This window comes from Aliarcobacter faecis, from assembly GCF_013201705.1.
GTDB classification, from domain to species: domain Bacteria; phylum Campylobacterota; class Campylobacteria; order Campylobacterales; family Arcobacteraceae; genus Aliarcobacter; species Aliarcobacter faecis.
This window is the reverse complement of record NZ_CP053837.1, coordinates 341,056-358,777: the sequence shown is the minus strand read 5'-3', so window position 1 is coordinate 358,777 and position 17,722 is coordinate 341,056. Positions and strand designations below refer to the sequence as shown.

Genomic DNA, 17,722 nt, shown 5'->3' with positions numbered 1-17,722 from the left:
TCACAACTCAATACTACTTAATAGTATATTTATCTAGGGATTTTTGGCATCCCACCAGCACCCATTTGGCTCATCATATTTTGTAAGCCTTTCATTCCACCTTTAGTTGAAAGTTGCTTTGCCATCTTTGAAGCACTTTTAAACTGTTTTAAAATCTTATTTACTTGAACCTCACTAAGTCCTGATCCAGCAGAAATTCTCTTCTTTCTACTAGGGTTTAATAAATCTGGATTTTCTCTCTCTTTTGGAGTCATCGAACCAATAAGAGCTTTTATTCTAACAATCTCTTTAGAGTTTTCAAAATCCATATCTTTTAAAGCAGGAGCCATAGCAGACATTCCAGGTATCATTCCAATAATTGATTTTAAACTTCCTAATTTACTCATCATCCCTAATTGCTCTAAAAAGTCATTAAAATTAAATTCACCTTTTTTAATTTTTTTGCTAACTTCTTTTGCTTTTTTCTCATCAATTATTGTTGCTGTTTTTTCAGCAAGTCCAGCAATATCTCCAAGCCCTAAAAGTCTTGAAACAATTCTATCTGGAAGGAAAACTTCTAAATCTGGCATTTTTTCACCAATACCAATAAATCTTAAAGGAACTTCAACTTGGCTAGCAATACTTAGTGCAACTCCACCTTTTGTATCACCATCATATTTTGATAAAATAACTCCATCTATTCCTATTTTCTCTTTAAATGTCGTTGCTGTTTTTGTAGCATCATGTCCTGTTAGTGCATCTGCAACATAGAAAATCTCATTTGGATTTATCGCATTTTTAATATCTTTTAGCTGAAGCATTAACTCTTCGTCAATTGCTAATCGTCCAGCAGTATCAACTAAAAGAACATCATAAAGCTCTTTTTTTGCTTTTTCAACTGCAGCTTTTGCTATTTTTATTGGATCTTTTTCATTATCATCAAAATATATATCAACATCAATTTGTTTTGCTATTTGTTTTAATTGTTCAACAGCAGCAAGTCTTTGTAAATCGCAAGCTGCAACTAAAACTTTTTTCTTTCTAGTTTTTAAATAGTTTGCTAGTTTTCCAGTTGTTGTTGTTTTTCCACTTCCTTGAAGACCTGTCATTAAAACAATAGTTGGTGGAGTAGAAGAGAATACAAAACCTTGATTTCCATTTGCAGTTAAAACTTTTTCTAACTCTTGTTTTAATACTTTTATGAAGTTATCTTGACCAATTCCTATTTTTTTTGTCTCTAATTCAATAGCAGTTAAAAGGTCTTTTGTAGTTTTATGATGAACATCAGCTTTTAAAAATGCTTTTTTTAGTTCACTTAAAGCTCTGCTTAGTGAAGCAACATCATCTTGATGCCTAATTTTTCCTATTATTCCTCTAAGTGAGCCTGTTATTGAATCAAACAAAATATTTCTCCATATTTTTTATTTTAGGATTTTATATAAATTTTACTTTAAATAAGATTAAACCAAATATCTTATTTAAGTTTTTTTTTAGCTTATGTTTTTTTAAAAAGCCTATAAAATCGCTATTTATTTTTTTATAAACTTAATTCTAACTAAAATCGTACACTTTAAACTCTTTTGGCTCACGAGCTTCAAAAGTATAATCAAAAATTTTAGTAATTTTTGAATGAAGTAAAACTCTATTTACATTTGAAGCTGTTCTTCCATAAATAGCATCTCCAATAATTGGTAATCCAACCGAATTTAGATGAACTCTAATTTGATGAGTTCTTCCACTTTCAATTACTAGTTTTATTTTTGATTTATTTCCCTCAACAAGAAGTGGATAAACAGTTGTTTTTGCACTTTTCCCATTTTTATCAATTTTAGATTTAGCTACACCTTTATCTTTTATAGTAATAATAGGTTTATCAATAACTATCTCTTCAATTACTTTTCCTTCAACAATAGCTACATACTCTTTATAAACTCTATTTTGTGCAAACTCTTTTATAGCTTTTTTTTGAAAATCCTCATTCTTTGCAAACATCATAACACCACTTGTCTCTTTATCAAGTCTATTTAAAAGTATTGCATTTTTGAAAGTTTTTGCAACTTCATCAGCTGTTATAAAAGCTGGTTTATCAACAACTAATATATTATCATCTTCAAAAATAACTTTAGTTTTTGCTAACTCTTTAACACTAAATTTAGTATCAACTTTAATCTCTCCTCTAGCAATCATAACCTTTTTATCACCAACTTTTACTAAACCTCTATCAATTAAATCTTTTGCTTTTGCATTTGAAATTTTCTCTTGAATTGCTAAAAGTTTATAAGCTTTATCATATTCTACTGCCATTTTTTTATCTCCTTAATTATAGGCTCAAATGAACCCTCTTTTGTTAATTTTGGTTTTAAAAGAGTATTTGCTTTTTCTAAATACTCTTTTAACTCACTATTTTCTATCAAATAATAGTTTTTTATACATTCAAAAAGTGATTTTTGATTAAAAATATTTTTTCCACTTATTATTACATTTCCAAAAAAAGCTGGCTCTATTGGATTATGTCCACCAATATTTGCAAATGCTCCACCTAAAATTGTAATATCACTTATTTCATAAATATCATTTAAAATTCCCATTTTATCAACTAAAACTATATCACTTAAAAAATCATCTTTAATACTATATTTATGGTAACTCAACTCTTTATTTTTTATAAAATCTTTTATTAGCTCATCAACTTTTGAGAATCTCTCAGGATGTCTTGGAACAATTATTAATTTACCAAACTCTTTTTTATAAGCATTTAAAACTAACTCTTCTTCACTCTCATGGGTACTTGCAGCTGTTATGATAACTCCATTTGGTTTTTCAAAACTTTGCTTTTTAACTGGAAGTTGAGCTAATTTTATATTCCCAATAACCTCAACATTTGTAGCTCCTAACTCTTCAAGCCTTTTTTTATCTATTTGGCTTTGTGCAAAAACCTTATCTATATTAGCAAATATCTTTTTATAAAAAAAACGAAATCTAAGATAAGATTTATAAGATTTATCTGAAATTCTTGCATTTATAAGTAAGGTTTTTGCACCTCTTTTTTTAGCAAATAAAAAAAGCATATACCAAAGTTCTGCTTCCATAACAACTAAAACTTTTTGCTTTGTTATCCAAAATGGTAAAAAAATCTCAAAAGGTAAAAATCTTACATTAGAACTTATAGATTTTGCTTCTTCAAAACCTGTATTTGTTATTACACTAATATTTATTTTATCTTCAAACTCTTTTATAAGCGGTTTTATTGCCCTTACTTCACCCATAGAACAAGAGTGAAACCAAATACCATTTGAAGTAAATTTTGGATTATTTTTTAAAAAGAATTTTGCAGGAATTGCATCTTTATATTTTTTGTTTCTTGATTTATATAATAAATAAGGGATTAAAACTATATAAGCAATAGTTAAAACAAAATTATAAAAAAGAGCAAAGAGGCTCAAATTAAGCCTCTAATGTAGCTATTTCTTCTTCACCTTTATAAAGAATTCTTCCACAGTGAAGACAATTTACAATCTCTTCCCCTCTTAAAACTTCAGCATAAGTTTTGTCATTTATTTTCATAAAACATCCATAACAAGCCTGTTTTTTCACAGGAACTACTGCTGTATCTTTTGCCCATCTTTTTATTTTTTCATAGAAAGTTAAAATTTTGTTATCAAACTGACCTAAAAGTTCACTTCTTTTTGCATAAACTTCATTTCTTTCATCATTAATTTGTGCTATTGTATCTTCAACAATAACTCTAATCTCTTTAATATCTTCTTCTTCAGCTTTTAATTTTTCTTGAAGTTCTTTTAATCTCTCTTCTTTAGCAGCTGTTAATTTATCAAGTCTTTCAATCTCTTCATTTGCAAAGCTAACTTGCTCTTTTGCAATCTCTTCTTCAAGTTGTAAAGCTTTTAACTCTTTTTCATTCGTTACATCTTTATTTTTCTTAGCAATTGAATCTAATTTTGATTTTAACTCACTTAGATGTATATTATTTTTTGTTCTTTTTGATTTTAAATCATCTATTTCCAAATAAGTAGAATTTATACCTACTTTAATAGCTTCAGCTGTTTCAACAAAAGTTGCTAATTTTGATTTTTGATTCTCAATTTTTGGTTCAAATTGGCTAATACTTGTATCATATTTTGATAACTCGATTAAATCCTCTAAATATTTATTCAATGTTTTCTCCTTCTATAAAAAACTCAAATGGATTTTGTGAAGCTGTTATTATAGCTTTTAATTTATTTTTTTTCAAATACTCTTCTAATAGTTTTTCTAAAAGTATATTAAAATAGTTTTCACTCTCATAATGTCTAATATCAATTAAAGACAAACCTCTAGCTTTTGCCTCCATTGCATCATGATATTTTATATCACCTGTTATGAAACAATCAGCTTTTACCTCATCTATTAAACTCATAGCGGATCCTGTACAAATTGCTAAAGTTTTAATATTATTTTTTGTTTTTACAAACTTTATATTCTTTAAATTTAACTTTTTATTTAAATGCTTTAAAAGATCCTCAAAACTCATATTTATAATGCAATTTGCAATAAATTCATTTTGATTTTCTATTTTAAACTCTAAAATTTCCTCAACCACAAACCTATTTAAATGTGTTTTATCTATATTTGTATGCATAGAGATAAGAGTTATATCTTTTTTTATAAGCTCTTTTAAAATTTTTGTAGAGTATGTATCATAATTCACTCTTTTCAAACCACTAAAAATAAGTGGATGATGAGTAATTACAAGTGAGTTTGCTTTTAGAGTTTTTACTAATTCTAAATCCAAATCCATACTAAAATATAAATTTTCAAAACTATCATCTAAATTTCCAACAAGAAGTCCTGAGTTATCCCATTTTTCTTGTAATTCAAAAGGACTAATAGAGTTTAAAACTTCATAAATATCTCTTACTTTCAAATTATAATCTTCCAACTCTTTTTAATCTATTACTCTCTTGCTCTTTATACATCACTGCACAAGCTTGTGCAAGTTCTCTCACTTTTAAAATATAGTTTTGTCTCTCTGTTACACTTATTGCTTTTCTAGCATCTAAAGTATTAAAAGCATGACTTGCTATCATACATTGATCATAAGCTGGAAGTGGAAGCTCTGCATTTAAACAAGCTTTACATTCATTAAAAGCTTCATCAAAATCTCTAAATAGTTTTGTTGTATTTGCTACTTCAAAATTATATTTAGAAAATTGATATTCTGCTTCTTTATGAACATCAGCATAAGTTGTTTTTCCAAATTTATTCTCATTCCAAACAATATCAAAAACAGAATCAACCCCTTGTAAATACATAGCAAGTCTCTCTGTTCCATAAGTTATTTCAACAGCAACAGGATCACAAGGTAAACCTCCTACTTGTTGAAAATATGTAAATTGAGTAACTTCCATACCATCAAGCCAAACTTCCCAACCAAGTCCCCAAGCACCTAAAGTTGGAGATTCCCAGTTGTCTTCAACAAATCTAATATCATGTTTTTTTAAATCTAGTCCTAAATACTCTAAAGATTTTAAATATAAATCTTGAATATTCTCTAAACTTGGTTTTATTAAAACTTGAAATTGATAGTAACTTCCCAATCTATTTGGATTTTCTCCATATCTTCCATCAGTTGGTCTTCTTGAAGGTGCAACATAAGCAACACTCCAAGGTGTACTATCTAAACTTCTTAAAAGTGTTGCTGGATGAAAAGTTCCAGCACCAGCAGGTATATCATAAGGTTGAACTATATTACAACCCTCATTTGCCCAAAACTCTTGAAGTTTTAACAACATTTGTGAAAAAGTAAGCATCTTATTTTATTCCTAACTCTTTATTTAATTTCTCCTTGTCAAAACCACAAATCCAGTTATTTCCAATTAAAAAAACTGGAGCACCTGAACATCTTTTTTGACAATCTCTTAAAGCATTTTTGTCTTTTGTTAAATCTATTTGATTAAATTTTAGTTTTTTACTTTTTAAGTAGATAATTGCCTCTTTGCACCACTTACAATTAGGAAGTGTAAATAGTGCAATTGGCTTCATTATAGAATTACTTCAATATCTTTAGAATCACTCTCAACAGCTTTAGCTTTAACCATTCTATCTTCTTTTAATTTAACAGCTAAATCTTTATCACTAATTGCTAAAATTTGCATTGCCAAATAAGCTGCATTTATAGCTCCTGCTTTTCCAAGTGCTACTGTAGCAACTGGCATACCTGCTGGCATTTGAACAGTTGAAAGCATAGCATCCATACCATCCATTGCTCCACCTTTCATTGGAACTCCAATAATTGGCTTAGTTGTTGTAGCTGCTAAAGCACCAGCTAAATGAGCAGCCATTCCAGCCGCAGCAATAAATGCAATAGCACCTTTTTCTTCAGCCTCTTTTACATACTCTTTTGTTCTTTCAGGACTTCTATGAGCAGAAGAGATAATTAACTCATACTTTACATTAAATTGTTCAAAAGTATCAGAACAGTTTTTCATAATTTCATAATCAGATTTACTACCCATAATAATCGAAATAAATTTCATTTTTTTACCTTTTAAATTTTAAAATAATTCAAGATTATATCAAATTTTTTCTAATAACTTTATAATCTTCGATACCTTCAAGCTTTTCCAAGCCTCTAATTTATAAATTGTTAAGGCTTCATTTTCATAAATAAATTTTGATAAACTTTTTGATTTATCTTTTAAATAAATAGATTTATTGTATTTATAATATTTACTTAAAGTTTCAAAATTATCTTCAACAAAAAATGTAATTGTCGGTATCATAAAAGCATCACTTATATGAAAAGCTGATGTATTTGTAGTAATAATTTTATCCATAGAAGAGATAATATATATAAAATCATTTATACTTCTTGACTCCTTTGATAAATCTAACAAATTATCAGCTTTAATTTTTGGATCAATTTGCAAAGTTGTAACAATAGTATAATCTTCTAATTTTAAAAGTAACTCTTTTAATAAATCAATTGCTATTGTCTGAGGAATAGATTTATTTATATTTGCACTATATGGATGAAAGAGTAGAAGTTTTCCCTTTCTTTTTGCCTCAGAAATCTTATTTTTTAAATTATTGTCTATATTAAAATGTTTTGTTTCTAAATAGTTATATTTTTCGTCATCACTAATTTTTTTATAATCAATTCCAAATTTATAAAGCCAAGCATCTACATAATTTAAATCTAAAAGCTTTGTAAAATCAACACTATTATCAATAAAATAATCATATTCACAAAGCTGTTTTGTATTTATTCCTAAAGGTAAAATTTCATTTAAATAATCTTGAGTTTTATAAATATCTTTATCTCTTGAGAAATAACTATTATTTGAAGCACTAATATATAGATCTATTTTCACACTTTTGAATATTTCACTTAATTTTTGATGTAAAATTCTTAAAGCTGTACAAGAAGCAATAGTTTTTCCAATACCTGAAGACATTCCACCAATTATTGCAATTTTTATATTGTCTTTATTTAGATATTTTACTTGTCGATACAAATCAACTGGGCTTAAATCTAAAAACTCTTCAACTCTTCTATTTTTATATATATCAAATTCAAACTTTGTAGAAATCCCTAGTTCTACGGGGAACTCTTTATTTGCTCTTATATTCTCTTCATTTAAAACTTTTGTAAAATATTTACTCTTATCTATTCTTTCAAAAACTCCATTTAAATCGGAAAAATCATCATAACTTGAAACATAAACAGTCTCATTTGGTAAACTAGCAGGTGCTTTAAATTTAAAATATTTTACTAAAGAACCATCTGTTGTTTTAATATTTATATTATTTGTAACTCTAAAAAAAATCATTTCAATAAGACTTAATCTATATTTATTTCTAAATTTTCTACTCTAAACATTGTTAAATAAGGTAATTTACAAGGGAGTTGTATTTTATTTATATTTCCACTATGAACACTTTCTAGCTCTTTATTTGTATCAGTTAGAATCTTTTTAAAATTTATATAATAAAGCCCATCTTCTTTTTTAAAGACTTTTCCTATCTCATTATCACAAAGTTCTATTACCGTATTGTGAGGTGTAAAAATCTCAATATCTTCATTTGGATAAACTTTATATTTACAATAAAAATGTTTTTCATCTTCACATACAAGCCCTGTTACTTCAAATGAGCCTTTACTTAAAGCATAATCATGGTTTTGTGAGTCCGTTTTTTCAAATGGCTTATGAATTAAATAAGCATCTGTAAAACCTCTATTTTTAGTGGTATGTAACTCTTTTTGATATTTTTCTGGTTCAAATTTATCAGCATAATAGTCATCAATAGCCTCTCTATATGCTTTTGCTGTAACTGCTGCATAATATGGAGATTTTGTTCTTCCTTCTATTTTTAAACTATCAACTGCTCCACTATCAAGTATCTCTTTTATATGTGAAGCTAAATTCATATCTTTTGAGTTAAAAATATAAGTTCCTACTCCCTCTTCCTCTTCAAGTCTAAATAGTGTTCCATGATCATCATTTCCAGCATAAAGAGTATATTCAAATCTACAATCATTTGCACAACTTCCTCTATTTGGAACTCTTCCCATTTGAACAGCACTTATTAAACATCTTCCAGAGTATGCAAAACACATAGAACCATGTACAAAAATCTCTATCTCCATATCAGGAAGATGTTTTTTTATCTCAATTACATCTTTTAATGATATCTCTCTAGCAACAACTATTCTTCTTACACCCATATCCCAAAAAACTTGTGCATCTAAATAGTTTAAAACATTTGCTTGAGTTGAAAGATGTATATCAATCTGCGGTGCTATCTCTCTACAAAGTCTTACAACCCCAGGTGCTGCAACTATAAAAGCATCTGGTTTAAGTGCTGCCATTGTAGCTATATGTTTTTTTAAAAGCTCTATTTGAGCATTAAAAGGAAAACCATTTATTGTTGCATAAACTTTCTTACCTCTAGAGTGAGCATATTCAATCCCTTCTTTAAAAGTTTCAAATGTAAACTCTTTACTAGCTCGTATTCTTAGACTAAAGTGACTAACACCAGCATAAACGGCATCTGCCCCATAATTTATAGCTATTTTTAATTTTTCTAAATTTCCAGCAGGTGAGAGTAACTCAACTTTTTGTTTACTCATAAAATTCCTTTAATATATTTTTTATAAATTTTTTTGAATTAAATTAAGTTAGATTATATCTATTTTTTAATAAATATTTAGTTTGTAGATTTTATAAAGAAAATATGGAGGAGCTTAAAAGCTCTCCCACTCATCATCAGAAGATTTTTGAGTTATCTTTGTAATAACTTTTTCTTCTTTTTTCATTTCAAATTTAGGCTCCTCTTTAGAAACCTTTTTTTCTATTTTTGAAACAACTTTTGACTCATAAACATTATCTTTTTTTAATTGGTCTAAAGATTTAAATACTTCAAAAGTTGCACGATCTAGCTCTTTAGATAAACTATTTAATAAATCATTATTTACATTATCTCTACAATCTTCATTTATATAGTTTTGAACACTACTATGAACTATTTCATGATTTGATTTTAGATTTTTCCAATTTTGAGTTTTTGTAAATGGATTATTTGCATTTTCTTGTTCAACTATCCATTTTCCTAAATCACAATCTGTTGGTTTTGTAACACTCCAAACTGTTTTTGTTTGTCCTACTTTATCAAAGTTTACAAGTTTAAATCTAATATGGTCATTTTTTAATTTTGAAACTTTAAAAACCAAATCTATATCTTCTATCTCTTTAGGGCTAAACTCTTTAAATTTTGCACGGTCAGCTATTTTTAAAAGATTTGTAGATAAATTTGCAACTTCACTTGCCAAATCACTAATAACAGTAGCTTGATTTGCATTTACTTGAGTAGCTTTATCTAGAATATTTATTGTATCATTGATTTGAATGATTCCTTTTTCTTCCTCTTTACTTCCTTGAGAAACATCTTCAATTAAAACTATTGTTTCATTTATTTTTGCATTTAAAGTTGTATAGCCATTTATCATCTCATTTGCAATACCTTTTCCTTCATTTGCTTTTGATGTTGCAACTTCAACTATATTTTTAATATCTTTTGCTGCCTCGGCACTTCTACTTGCTAGATTTCTTACTTCTTGAGCAACAACTGCAAATCCTTTTCCAGCTTCACCAGCAGTTGCAGCTTCAACAGCAGCATTAAGAGAAAGAATATTTGTTTGGAATGCAATTTGGTCAATTATACTTATAGCTTCATTTATAGATTTAACTTGTTTATCTATCTCCTCCATTGCCTGATTTGTTTTAGAAGCAAGGGCTTCTCCATCTTTTGAAGAAGCTTGAAGATGTTTTGCCAAAATAGACATTTGAGATGTTTTTTGAACACTTGATTTAACAATAGATGTAATCTCTTCTATTGCTGCTGCTGTCTCTTCTAAAGAAGCAGCTTGTTCATTTGCTGAAGAAGACAATCTATTTGCAGCTTCTGAGAGAGTATTTGTATCACTATTTAGTTGTCTTCCACTACCAATAATCATAGATAAGAATTCAGAAACCGTAACTCCAATTAATTGTGTACTAGCAGCAAGTGATGATATAATTCCATTTACTTTTGATGTATCTATTTTTGAATCACTTATAGCAAAATTTGAATTTCCATACTCAATTAAAATATTATTTAACCCAACTAAATTTTGATTTGTTCTTTCAATCATTGTGTTAATAGAATCTCTTAATTTTATAATTTGTGGATTTGAAGAAGTTGCTTCAACTTTATAAACATAAAAACCATTTATTACTTTATCAATTATCTGTTCTACATTTTCTATAACTTTTGAATCTTCAATATAAGCATCTTTTAAAGAAGCAATATAAAGATTGAAACTATCAACAACTTTACCTATTTCATCATTTGATTTTTTTTCAATATGATCAGTAGTTCCATCTTTATTTTTTATTTTTATAATTGCTTCATCTAAATCTTCTAAAGGTCTAATTAAAGTTTTTCTTATAAAAATATTATAAATTATTAAAGCAACAATTATTGAAATTAGAGTGAACAAAGATATGCTAAAAATAATACTATTTATCTCATTTTTAGTATTTTGTTCCATAGAAGCAATCTGAGCTTCAATATCATCCACATAAGCCCCTGTTCCTATAATCCAATCCCAAGGACCAAATTTTTGAACATAAGAGAATTTTGCTTTTGGATCATTTGGTTTATTTGGCTTATCCCAATAATATTTTACAAGTCCTCCTTCAGTTTTTTGATTTGCAATTTTTGACATTTCAATAAAAAGTTTTGTTCCATATGGATCTGCATAAGTACTTAAATCAGCTCCATTTAATTTTGGATTCATAGGATGCATAATCATTTTAGGATTTGAATCATTTATCCAAAAATAGTCATTATTCGCATATCTCATTTCAGAGATTGTTTTTAAAGCCTCTTCTTGAATTTTTGTTGTTAAATTATCAACATACTCTCCTGTTCCAATTACCCAATTATATGGCTTAAAAAGTTTTACAAAAGATACTTTTTCTTGTGGTTTATCAAATCCTGGTTTTGGCCATACATAATCAACAAATCCCTCTTTATCCTTTTTTGCTAAATCTGCAAACTCTTTAAATATCTGTTTTCCATTTGGATCTTTATATTCATACATATTTTGATTATTCAATTTTTGATTTATTGGATGAATCAAAACAACTGCATTGAAATCATTTATCCAAAAATACCCAGTTTTTCCATATCTTGTTTCATTTACAATAGCTTTTAATCTATCTTTTAAAGCATCTTCAGAAAGTACACTTTTATTTCTTTCATACTCAGCTTCTAAAATAGAAAATAAGAAATTTGTCTGTTTTACAAGTTCATCTTGAACTTCAAGCTTTAACTTATCAGATGATGTCCTAGAATAATAAGCCTCAACAGTTTTTATTGCTAAAGATACATAATTTTGTAGCTCTTGCTCTTTTTTTGCATACGCCTCTTTTTTATAGCTTTCAATACTTTCATTTGAAAAACTCTTAATTGAATTTATAGCATCAATTGCAATTGCAAAAGATATCACTATAATTGTTATAAATGAAAGAATTAAAACTTTTAGTTTTAATGACAAGTTTTTAAACATCGTTTCTCCAGATTTTTTGGTCTAGTTTATATTTTACCTAAAAATGTAGAAAAGTAAAGTTTATAATATTATTTTAAAAGATTCTTTGCAAATTTTATAGCCTCATTTGTTACATTTTCGCCACTAATCATTCTTGCGATTTCTATTATTTTATCATTATTATTTAATAATTTTACAATTGAAATACCATCTTTCTTATCTACTAAAAAGTGCTGATTTGCACTTGATGTTAATTGTGGCTGATGAGAAATTGCAAAAATTTGATAATTTTTACTAAGAGATATCAAAACCTTTGATATAGCATCACTCTCTTTTCCACTTAAATTTGCATCAATCTCATCTAAAAATAGAACTCCATTTTCACCAATATCAAACTCACTAATTGCACTTAAAAGAGCTAATCTTAATCTATTATATTCACCTGAGCTAATAGTATCAATAGATACTTGATTTAATTCAAGATAAAACTCATCAATACCTAAAGCATCTAAATTTTTCTCTTTTAGTTCTAATGTTACATTACTTAAATATAAAAATTTTAAATAATAATTTATCTTCTCTTCTAGTAAAAATAAACTCTCTTTTCTAAAAGAACTTAACTCTTTTGCTAATTGTTTAATATCCTCTTCTAAAACTAAATAATCTTTTTCAAGTTTTGTTTTAGAAAAAGAGATATTCATATACGCCTCAAGTTCGGCTTTTTTTTCATCTTTGTACTCTAAAGCCTCTTTTATTGAACCAAATCTTTTTTGTAGAGCAGAAATCTTTTCAATTCTATTTAAAACTTCTTCAATATTTATATCTTCTAACTCACTTAAACTATCATTTGATTTTTCAAAAATATTATTAAGTTCATTCATAGTCTCGTCAAAAAAAGTGCTATCTACTTCTAAAAGTTCAAGTAAATCATTTACACTACTATTTAATTCAAAAATAGCACTTGCTTTATTTATTGCTTTTTCTATTTTCTCTTTTTTCGCTAGAGATTTTTTTATAGAATTTAATTTATCATACTCATCTTCTTTAGGATCAATCTCTTCAATTTTTGCTATCTCAAACCTAGCAAATTCTTTTAAATCTTCTATCTTTTTTTCATCTTCGTAAAGTTTTTCTAGCTCTTTTCTTATATTTGAAAACTCTTTAAATTTACTATCAAAACTATCTTTTACTCTTTGAAACTCTAAACTATTTTTAGTAGATAATCTATCTAAAAACTCTATTATTTTTTGACTTTCAAAATCACTTGTATCTTTTAAATTTAGTTGTTTTATCAACTTAAAAGAGATATTTTGAAGATTTTTTTTAGATATTGATTGATTATTTAAAAAATATCTAGCTTTCTCTTTTTTGATATTCTTAATTATTAAATCTTCTCCTAACTCTATTCCATAAGCTTCATCTTCAAAACTACTATTTGAAAACTCCAACTCACTTAACTCACTTTTTACCTCATTAAAAGCAAATAAAGCTAAAATTTCCTGCATGAGTATAGATTTTCCTGCTCCTGATGGACCACTAAAAATATTTAAGCCTTTTTGAAACTCTAAATTAACCTCTTTGAAGCTAAGACAATTTTTAATATAAACTCTATTTATCAAACTAATTTCCCCATCTTAATTTTTCACTTAAAACTTCAAAAAAATCCCTACTACTTCTATGAAGCATTTTTGATTTTTTTGTAGCAATTTTTATCTTTATAATCTCATCTTTTTCTAAATCATATAACTCTTGCCCATCAATAATTACTATAGCACCACTATCTTTTGTAACTTTAAACTCTATTTCAAATTCAGCAGGTACAACAATAGGTCTTTGAGTGAGTGAATGTGGTGCTATTGGAGTTATTATAAAAGCATTTGTAAGAGGATAAACTATTGGTCCTCCAACAGATAAGTTATATGCTGTTGAGCCACTAGGAGTTGAAACAATCAAACCATCTCCAAAATATGTATTAAAAGCATTTTTATCAATTTTTGCTCGAACTTCAAGCATTGAAGAGAGATTCTTTCTTGATATTACTATATCATTAAAAGCTATAAATTTCTTACTTTTTATTTGTCCTTCAATTATCATTCTTGGACTAATTTTATAATCATCATTAATTAAATCATCAATAAATTTTGGAAGCTGTTCCATACTCAAATCTGTTAAAAATCCTAAAGTTCCTAAATTTATTCCAAGTACGGGTAAATCATATTTAAAAGCTTTTCTAGCAAGTCCCAAAAGTGTTCCATCTCCACCTATACTTATTAAAAAATCTACTCTTTGGCATAAAGTATCAAAATTCACTCCACTTTTTCCTATCATTTTTGCAGAATCTTCTTCTAGCATTAAATTTATATTTTTCTCTAAAAAAAGCTTCTCTATTTTGAAAAATATATCTTTTAAATCAGGACTATGGGGTCTAAGAACAACACCTATATTTTCAATTTTATCTAGATGTTTACAACTTTTTTCTAATCTCAATACTTCCTCTTTTATTTAAATTTATATAAAAAATCTACTTTAAAATTTCTCATATAAATCTAAAAAAAAAGGGATATGCAAAAGCACATCCCCCCCATTTTTAAGAAAACTGTAAAAACTTATTACCCATTTCTTTTTTTCATAATCTCTTCAGAAACATTTTTTGGAACTTCTTGATAAGCATCAAAAATCATAGAATATGTCGCTCTTCCTTGAGACATAGATCTTAAATCTGTAGAGTATCCAAACATTTCAGATAATGGAATCATGGCAGTAACAAGTTTGATACCTGCTCTATCATCCATAGAATTAACTTGTCCTCTTCTTTTGTTACAATCTCCAATAACATCTCCCATATACTCTTCAGGAGTTTCGATTTCAACTTTCATAATTGGCTCAAGTAAAACTGCACCTGCAGCTGCACTTCTACAACCTTGTTTAAATCCCATTGAAGCAGCTAATTTAAACGCCATTTCAGATGAATCCACTTCGTGGTAGCTTCCATCATAAAGTGTAACTTCAATATCAACCATTGGATAACCAGCAAGAATTCCACCTTGCATTGCTTCAGAACAACCTTTTTCAACCGCAGGAATATACTCTTTTGGTACAACCCCACCTTTAATATCATTATTAAATTTGAATGTTGGTTCACTTCCAGAAGCCATTGGTTTAATCTCTAAGTAAACATGTCCATATTGACCTTTACCTCCAGATTGTTTTGCATATTTATACTCTTGCTTAACAGCATTTTTAATAGTCTCTCTATATGCAACTTGTGGAGCTCCAACTTCAGCTTCAACTTTAAACTCTCTTTTCATTCTATCTACAAGAATTTCAAGGTGTAATTCACCCATTCCAGAAATAATAGTTTGACCTGATTCTTCATCAGTATTTACTCTAAATGATGGATCTTCTTCAGCTAGTTTTCCTAAAGCAATTCCCATTTTCTCTTGGTCAGCTTTAGTTTTTGGTTCAACCGCAACACTAATAACTGGATCCGGGAAATCCATTCTTTCTAGGATAACTGGGTCTTTTTCACTTGCTAAAGTATCTCCAGTGATTGTATCTTTAAGACCAACAACTGCTCCAATTTCTCCAGCATAAAGTTCTTTAATCTCTTCTCTAGAGTTTGCATGCATTTTAAGTAATCTTCCGATTCTCTCTTTTTTCATTTTTGTTGAGTTTAATACATAAGTTCCAGATTCTAAAACCCCTCTATAAACTCTTGTAAATGTTAATTGTCCAACAAATGGGTCAGTCATAATTTTAAATGCTAATGCTGCAACTTCACCTTTATCAGTTGAAGGAACAATAACAGCTTCACCATCTTGAGTTTCACCTTTAATATCAGCAACTTCTGTTGGAGCTGGTAAATACATAGCAACTGCATCTAATAATGGTTGAATACCTTTATTTTTAAATGATGTTCCACAAACCATTGGAGTAACTTCCATAGCTAAACATCTTTTTTTAATTCCAGAAACAATCTCTTCTTCAGTTAATTCCTCACCACCAAGATATTTATCCATTAACTCATCACTTGATTCAGCAGCAGCTTCTATAAGTTTTTCTCTATATTCATTAGCTGTATCAACTAAATCAGCAGGAATCTCTTCAATTTTATACATCTCTCCAGCTTGTGCATCAAGAGTATAAGTATAAGCTTTCATTTTTACTAAATCTACCATTCCTCTAAATTGGTCTTCTGCACCAATTGGAATTTGAAGTGGAACTGGATTTGCTTTTAATCTATCTCTTACTTGGTTCATAACATTAAAGAAGTTAGCCCCTGTTCTATCCATTTTATTTACATAGATAATTCTTGGAACTCCATACTTATTTGCTTGTCTCCAAACAGTTTCACTTTGTGGTTGAACCCCTCCAACTGAACAAAATACAGCAACAGCACCATCAAGAACCCTCATAGATCTCTCAACTTCAATAGTAAAGTCAACGTGACCTGGAGTATCAATGATGTTTATTTGTAATTGTTCATTTGTTTTTGGGTGGTTCCAGAAACAAGTTGTAGCAGCAGAAGTAATTGTAATACCTCTTTCTTGCTCTTGTTCCATCCAGTCCATAGTTGCAGCACCTTCGTGAACTTCTCCAATTTTATGAGAAACTCCTGTATAGAATAAAATTCTCTCTGTACTTGTTGTTTTTCCTGCATCAATATGTGCAGCAATACCAATATTTCTTACTCTATTGAGTGGTATTTTTCTTGCCATAATTTTATCCTACCATCTGTAGTGTGCAAATGCTTTATTAGCCTCTGCCATTCTATGTACATCTTCTTTTTTCTTATAAGATGATCCTCTTTCGTTTGCAGCTTCGAATAACTCGTTTGCAAGTCTTTCTACCATTGTTCTTTCATTTCTTTTTCTTGAAGCATCAATTAACCATCTTAAAGCTAAAGTTTGTCTTCTTACAGCTCTTACTTCAACAGGAACTTGGTATGTAGCTCCTCCAACTCTTCTACTTCTTACTTCTAAAAGTGGTTTAACATTTTCGATTGCTCTTTCAAACAGATCAAAACCTTTTTCTTCACCTCTTTTATCAAGATTTTCTATTGCACCATAAAGGATTTTTTCTGCAACAGATTTTTTACCATCTAACATAATTGCGTTTACAAATTTTGTGATCACTTTACTATTGTAGATAGGATCAGCCATAATTTCTCTAACTGGAGCTTTTCTTCTTCTCATTTTCTATCCTTCTACTTATTTTTTAGCTTTTGGTCTTTTTGTACCATATTTAGATCTAGATACAGTTCTGTTGTTTACTCCAGCTGAATCTAACGCACCTCTTACGATGTGGTATTTAACCCCAGGTAAATCTTTTACTCTTCCCCCTCTTACTAACACTATTGAGTGCTCTTGAAGGTTATGTCCTTCTCCACCGATATATGAAATAACTTCAAATCCAGTTGTTAATCTAACTTTTGCAACTTTTCTTAAAGCTGAGTTAGGTTTTTTAGGAGTTGTTGTATATACTCTTGTACATACTCCTCTTCTTTGTGGACATTTTTTTAATGCTGGTGATTTTGATTTTTCAATCACTTTTTTTCGCTCGTTTCTTACAAGCTGATTAATTGTAGGCATCTCTTTCCTTTTCTTAATTTGGTTTGAGTAGCTATAGCCCTACTCATGCTTCTCGTAATCT

At 28.4% G+C, this 17,722-nt stretch carries 16 protein-coding genes; all 16 read right to left on the bottom strand.

Annotated features, from left to right (window positions below; genetic code table 11):
* Positions 1 to 29: 29 nt before the first annotated feature.
* Positions 30 to 1,382, bottom strand: a complete 1,353-nt coding sequence (ffh, locus tag AFAEC_RS01780; RefSeq protein ID WP_026806471.1) for a signal recognition particle protein — start codon at positions 1,380 to 1,382, stop codon at positions 30 to 32.
* 148 nt (positions 1,383 to 1,530) lie between these two features.
* The gene (locus AFAEC_RS01775; protein WP_026806470.1) at positions 1,531 to 2,283 is read right to left on the bottom strand and encodes a pseudouridine synthase family protein; all 753 of its coding nucleotides are present in this window, start codon (positions 2,281 to 2,283) and stop codon (positions 1,531 to 1,533) included.
* Positions 2,274 to 3,422: a lipid IV(A) 3-deoxy-D-manno-octulosonic acid transferase gene (waaA, locus tag AFAEC_RS01770; protein WP_026806469.1), complete on the bottom strand. Its 1,149-nt coding sequence runs from the start codon at positions 3,420 to 3,422 to the stop codon at positions 2,274 to 2,276. The genes AFAEC_RS01775 and waaA overlap by 10 nt, the downstream gene beginning before the upstream one ends.
* A gap of 1 nt (position 3,423) precedes the next feature.
* A complete protein-coding gene (locus tag AFAEC_RS01765; RefSeq protein WP_026806468.1) occupies positions 3,424 to 4,152 on the bottom strand; it encodes a zinc ribbon domain-containing protein in 729 nt (242 codons plus the stop codon).
* Positions 4,145 to 4,900: a Nif3-like dinuclear metal center hexameric protein gene (locus AFAEC_RS01760; RefSeq protein ID WP_026806467.1), complete on the bottom strand. Its 756-nt coding sequence runs from the start codon at positions 4,898 to 4,900 to the stop codon at positions 4,145 to 4,147. Before AFAEC_RS01760 ends, AFAEC_RS01765 begins: the two co-directional genes overlap by 8 nt.
* 1 nt (position 4,901) lies before the next feature.
* The gene (gene glyQ / locus AFAEC_RS01755) at positions 4,902 to 5,786 is read right to left on the bottom strand and encodes a glycine--tRNA ligase subunit alpha (RefSeq protein ID WP_026806466.1); all 885 of its coding nucleotides are present in this window, start codon (positions 5,784 to 5,786) and stop codon (positions 4,902 to 4,904) included.
* A 1-nt stretch (position 5,787) separates the two neighbouring features.
* Positions 5,788 to 6,018 (bottom strand): glutaredoxin domain-containing protein, encoded by a 231-nt coding sequence (locus AFAEC_RS01750; protein WP_026806465.1) that lies wholly within the window; start codon positions 6,016 to 6,018, stop codon positions 5,788 to 5,790.
* On the bottom strand, positions 6,018 to 6,512 hold the full coding sequence (purE, locus tag AFAEC_RS01745; RefSeq protein ID WP_026806464.1) for a 5-(carboxyamino)imidazole ribonucleotide mutase: 495 nt from the start codon (positions 6,510 to 6,512) through the stop codon (positions 6,018 to 6,020). The genes AFAEC_RS01750 and purE overlap by 1 nt, the downstream gene beginning before the upstream one ends.
* Before the next feature lie 39 nt (positions 6,513 to 6,551).
* Positions 6,552 to 7,808, bottom strand: coding sequence for a hypothetical protein (locus tag AFAEC_RS01740; RefSeq protein WP_026806463.1), 1,257 nt, complete (start codon positions 7,806 to 7,808; stop codon positions 6,552 to 6,554).
* Positions 7,809 to 7,819: 11 nt separating this feature from the next.
* Positions 7,820 to 9,109: a peptidase U32 family protein gene (locus AFAEC_RS01735; protein WP_026806462.1), complete on the bottom strand. Its 1,290-nt coding sequence runs from the start codon at positions 9,107 to 9,109 to the stop codon at positions 7,820 to 7,822.
* Positions 9,110 to 9,223: 114 nt separating this feature from the next.
* On the bottom strand, positions 9,224 to 12,091 hold the full coding sequence (locus AFAEC_RS01730; RefSeq protein ID WP_026806461.1) for a methyl-accepting chemotaxis protein: 2,868 nt from the start codon (positions 12,089 to 12,091) through the stop codon (positions 9,224 to 9,226).
* Positions 12,092 to 12,159: 68 nt separating this feature from the next.
* The gene (locus tag AFAEC_RS01725) at positions 12,160 to 13,689 is read right to left on the bottom strand and encodes an AAA family ATPase (RefSeq protein WP_026806460.1); all 1,530 of its coding nucleotides are present in this window, start codon (positions 13,687 to 13,689) and stop codon (positions 12,160 to 12,162) included.
* Position 13,690: 1 nt separating this feature from the next.
* A complete protein-coding gene (locus tag AFAEC_RS01720; RefSeq protein WP_026806459.1) occupies positions 13,691 to 14,557 on the bottom strand; it encodes an NAD(+)/NADH kinase in 867 nt (288 codons plus the stop codon).
* Between the two features lie 122 nt (positions 14,558 to 14,679).
* Complete coding sequence (gene fusA / locus AFAEC_RS01715) at positions 14,680 to 16,788, bottom strand: elongation factor G (protein ID WP_026806458.1); 2,109 nt, start codon at positions 16,786 to 16,788, stop codon at positions 14,680 to 14,682.
* Between the two features lie 9 nt (positions 16,789 to 16,797).
* Positions 16,798 to 17,265, bottom strand: a complete 468-nt coding sequence (rpsG, locus tag AFAEC_RS01710; protein ID WP_026806457.1) for a 30S ribosomal protein S7 — start codon at positions 17,263 to 17,265, stop codon at positions 16,798 to 16,800.
* Positions 17,266 to 17,280: 15 nt separating this feature from the next.
* Positions 17,281 to 17,661 (bottom strand): 30S ribosomal protein S12, encoded by a 381-nt coding sequence (rpsL, locus tag AFAEC_RS01705; RefSeq protein ID WP_024775543.1) that lies wholly within the window; start codon positions 17,659 to 17,661, stop codon positions 17,281 to 17,283.
* Positions 17,662 to 17,722 lie beyond the last annotated feature (61 nt).